This window comes from Nostocoides sp. (genome assembly GCF_035343835.1).
GTDB lineage: Bacteria > Actinomycetota > Actinomycetes > Actinomycetales > Dermatophilaceae > Nostocoides_A > Nostocoides_A vanveenii.
Window position 1 is genome coordinate 1 of record NZ_DAOQZV010000259.1, and the last position, 4258, is coordinate 4258.

General features: G+C 67.6%; 4 protein-coding genes. 3 read left to right on the forward strand and 1 reads right to left on the reverse strand.

Going from position 1 to position 4258, the window contains the following annotated elements; genetic code table 11:
• Positions 1-513: 513 nt before the first annotated feature.
• Complete coding sequence (gene groL / locus PKH97_RS14330; RefSeq protein ID WP_324388229.1) at positions 514-2142, reverse strand: chaperonin GroEL; 1629 nt, start codon at positions 2140-2142, stop codon at positions 514-516.
• 272 nt (positions 2143-2414) lie between these two features.
• Here groL and PKH97_RS14335 point away from each other — a divergent pair, with 272 nt between their 5' ends.
• The 3 genes from PKH97_RS14335 to PKH97_RS14345 all read left to right on the forward strand — a co-directional run.
• Positions 2415-3635, forward strand: coding sequence for an inorganic phosphate transporter (locus PKH97_RS14335; RefSeq protein WP_324388230.1), 1221 nt, complete (start codon positions 2415-2417; stop codon positions 3633-3635).
• Positions 3636-3646: 11 nt separating this feature from the next.
• Entirely contained in the window at positions 3647-3943 is a 297-nt protein-coding gene (locus PKH97_RS14340; protein WP_324388231.1) for a hypothetical protein, read from the forward strand.
• Positions 3940-4258, forward strand: a 319-nt coding sequence (locus tag PKH97_RS14345; RefSeq protein ID WP_324388232.1) for a DUF3349 domain-containing protein, incomplete at its 3' end; no start/stop codon positions are given. The genes PKH97_RS14340 and PKH97_RS14345, both read left to right, overlap by 4 nt.

Sequence of the window (4258 nt, forward strand, 5' to 3'; positions counted from 1 at the left end):
CTATCGCGACCCTGAGAGCGATCTCATCTTCGGAAAGCCCGGGCGCGCGCGCCTTCTGACGAACCTGAGCAGGTCGACGTACACAGCCTCATAGGGCTCTCGGAAGCACGCCTCGGCATCCACTGGCACTTCCATCGAGTTCACAGCTCGTCCATGTCGAGTATCGCGGAGGTGTGTCGCAGGTAGCCGGAGGACCGCCCCTCCAACGCCCTCAACATCGCAGGGGGCTCGAGTGTGCCAACCGGCCTGATCTGATCGGGTGCGCACGGATCAAAGTAGAGAAGGTTGACCTTGCCCGACATCCGTGACGAGCGAGGACGGGCCGCAAGCTCGTGGCTTGGCCTCCGCAGCAAGAGCGGGCATCCAGCCCGGCGGCGGGGCGGCCGCCGGTAGGGTCCGGGCCCTCACCAGAGGGCCCGGCTTCGAGTCCGACGTATCCCGCGCGGTTCGGACGCCGAAGGGCGGCCACCCCACCGGGGTGACCGCCCTTCGCTTGACCTTGGCGGGCCTGGATCAGAAACCCATGCCGCCCATGTCGTCGCCGCCGCCGGCCGGCATGGCCGGAGCCTTCTCGGGCTTGTCGGCGATGACGGCCTCGGTGGTGAGGAAGAGCGCGGCGATGGAGGCCGCGTTCTGCAGGGCCGAGCGGGTGACCTTGGCCGGGTCGATGATGCCAGCCGCGATCATGTCGACGTACTCGCCGCTGGCCGCGTTCAGGCCCTCGCCGGCGGGCAGGTGCCGCACCTTCTCGGCCACGACTCCGCCTTCGAGGCCGGCGTTGACGGCGATCTGCTTCAGCGGCGCCTCGGACGCGACGCGGACGATGTTGGCGCCCGTCGCCTCGTCACCCTCGAGGGTGAGCTTCTCGAAGGCCGCCTTGGTGGCCTGGAGCAGAGCGACGCCGCCACCGGCGACGATGCCCTCCTCGACGGCCGCCTTCGCGTTGCGCACAGCGTCCTCGATGCGGTGCTTGCGCTCCTTGAGCTCGACCTCGGTGGCCGCGCCCGCCTTGATGACGGCGACGCCACCGGCGAGCTTGGCCAGGCGCTCCTGGAGCTTCTCGCGGTCGTAGTCGCTGTCGGACTTCTCGATCTCGGCGCGGATCTGGGCGACCCGGCCGGCGATCTGGTCCTGGTCACCGGCGCCCTCGACGATGGTGGTCTCGTCCTTGGTGACGACGACCTTGCGGGCCTTGCCCATCAGGTCGAGGTCGGCGGTGTCGAGCTTGAGCCCGACCTCCTCGGAGATGACCTGGCCACCGGTGAGGATGGCGATGTCGGCGAGCATGGCCTTGCGGCGGTCACCGAAGCCGGGCGCCTTGACCGCGACCGACTTGAAGGTGCCGCGGATCTTGTTGACGACGAGCGTGGACAGCGCCTCGCCGTCGACGTCCTCGGCGATGATCAGCAGCGGCTTGCCCGACTGCATGACCTTCTCCAGCAGCGGGAGCAGGTCCTTGATCGAGGAGATCTTGGAGTTGGCGATCAGGATGTAGGGGTCCTCCAGGACCGCTTCCATCCGCTCCGGGTCGGTGACGAAGTAGCCGGAGATGTAGCCCTTGTCGAAGCGCATGCCCTCGGTGAGCTCGAGCTCGAGGCCGAAGGTGTTGCTCTCCTCGACGGTGATGACGCCTTCCTTGCCGACCTTGTCCATGGCCTCGGCGATCATCTCGCCGATCTGGGGGTCGGCGGCGGAGATCGACGCGGTCGCGGCGATCTGCTCCTTGGTCTCGACGTCCTTGGCCAGGGCCAGGAGTTCGTCGGACACAGCGGCGACGGCCTTCTCGATGCCGCGCTTGAGCGCCATCGGGTTCGCGCCGGCCGCGACATTGCGCAGGCCCTCACGCACGAGCGCCTGGGCCAGGACGGTGGCCGTCGTCGTGCCGTCACCGGCGACGTCGTCGGTCTTCTTGGCGACCTCCTTGACCAGCTCGGCGCCGATCTTCTCGTAGGGGTCGTCGAGCTCGATCTCCTTGGCGATGGACACACCGTCGTTGGTGATCGTGGGGGCGCCCCACTTCTTCTCCAGCACGACGTTGCGGCCCTTCGGGCCCAGGGTGACCCTGACGGCGTCGGCGAGGACATTCATGCCCCGCTCGAGACCGCGACGTGCCTCTTCATCGAAAGCGATGATCTTGGCCATTCGGGTGGTTCCTCCACACGATGTATGTACGTATGACCGCGTCGGTGCCCGCGACGGACGGCCCGGCCACCGCGGCTCACGTCACCACGGCATACCGAACCTCACCCACGAGGTCGGGGATTATCACTCTCACGGGGAGAGTGCTAACGCCATTATTGGCACTCGCACCCCGAGAGTGCAAACAGCAGGGCGGTTTCGCGCCCGCACGAACACTCGGTGAACACCTGGCGACGACCGCCTGTAACCGCTTACATCGGCGGGACCATAGTGGGGTGGACACATCCCTCGTGGCCTTGATCCTCGTGATCTTGACGGCCCTCGCGTTTGACTTCACCAATGGCTTCCATGACACCGGCAATGCGATGGCGACGTCCATCGCCACCGGCGCGCTGCGCCCGAAGGTCGCTGTCATCCTTTCCGCCGTCCTCAACCTGGTCGGCGCCTTCCTCTCGGTCGAGGTGGCGCTGACGGTGACCAACGCGGTCATCAAAATCCAGGACAAGACCGGCGCTCCGAAGGCCGAATATCTCGCCAATGGCGGGCAGGCACTCCTTCTCATCGTGCTCGCGGGATTGTGCGGCGGGGTGGTCTGGAATCTGCTGACCTGGTTGCTCGGCCTGCCCTCCAGTTCCAGCCACGCGCTCTTCGGCGGCCTGATCGGGGCGGCCATCGCCGGCCTCGGGGTATCCGGCGTCAACTGGGCCGGTGACGGCACCAAGCTCGACGGCGTGGTCGGGAAGGTCATTCTCCCGGCGCTGATGTCACCGGTGATCGCCGGGTGCGTGGCCGCGCTGGGGACCTGGTTGATCTACCGCATCACCGAAGGCGTGGCCGAGCGCTACAAAGAATCCGGCTTCCGCTGGGGCCAGATCGGCAGCGCCTCGCTGGTCTCGCTCGCCCACGGCACCAATGACGCCCAGAAGACGATGGGCGTGATCACCTTGGCCCTGCTGGCGAGCGGGCACTGGACCGACACGACGAATATCCCCCTCTGGGTGAAGTTCGCCTGCGCCCTTGCCATCGCCCTGGGGACCTATCTCGGTGGCTGGCGGATCATCCGGACCCTCGGCAAGGGCCTGGTCGAGATCTCCTCACCCCAAGGTATGGCGGCGGAGTCGTCCTCGGCCGTCACCATCCTCGCCTCCAGCCACCTCGGTTTCGCCCTGTCCACCACCCACGTCGCCACCGGTTCGATCCTGGGCACCGGGATCGGCAAGCGGGGCGCCGAGGTGCGTTGGGGCGTCGCCGGCCGGATGGCCGTGGCGTGGTTGACGACCCTGCCCGCAGCGGGCCTGGTGGGCGCGGTCATGTGGTGGATCGGGCATACGCTCGGCGGCACCCTGGGCATGATCGCGGTCTTTGCCATCCTCGCGGCGCTCGCGGGCTATATGTACCTCCACTCGCGGCGCGCCCCCATCGACCACAACAACGTCAACGACGAGTGGGAGGGCACGCCGACTGAAGCGCCCGTCCCCGCCGGCGTCAACCACTGAGGCAGGATCGGATGAACAACTTCGGGTTCGCCCTTGAGGGCGCATGGAAGGTCCTCGCCGCGGGGCTCCTCCTCGGCGCGGGGCTGCCGGCGATCTTCGCCTTCGGCATCCGGGCCCTGGCCTACGGGCAGGGTGGAGACGCTGAGATCAATCACGAGGCCGGCCACCCCGTCGGCAAGGTGTTGGCGATCCTGTGCTTCGCGATCGTCCTCGCCGCCGTCGCTCTCGGAATCACGACGATCGTGGCATCCGGTTTCGGGCAGAAAGTCAGCTTCGAGCACATCTACCCGATGCTGGTGGACAAGTGAGCGACACCCAGACATCGACTCCCGGCCCGGTCCAGCGCATCCTGGACTGGCTCCGGGCGGGGTACCCCTCGGGTATCCCCAAGGAGGACTACTTCGCCGTGCTCGGTGTGCTCAAGCGCACCTTGCCCGAGCACGAAGTCGAGGACGTCGTCGCCACCTTGACAGCTCAGGCGCAGGCGCCCATCACCGAGGCCGACGTCCGGTCGGAGCTGGCGGGGCGCGATGTCCAGTCGCCCACGTCCGAGGATGTCGCCCGCGTGGCGGGCCGACTCGCCGAGGCGGGCTGGCCGCTCGCCGATCCCGCCGACGTCTATC

Bases quoted from the DNA above. Each gene is read 5' to 3' on its own strand.
- groL (WP_324388229.1), bottom strand. From the start codon at position 2,142: ATGGCCAAGATCATCGCTTTCGATGAAGAGGCACGTCGCGGTCTCGAG.
- PKH97_RS14340 (WP_324388231.1), top strand. From the start codon at position 3,647: ATGAACAACTTCGGGTTCGCCCTTGAGGGCGCATGGAAGGTCCTCGCC.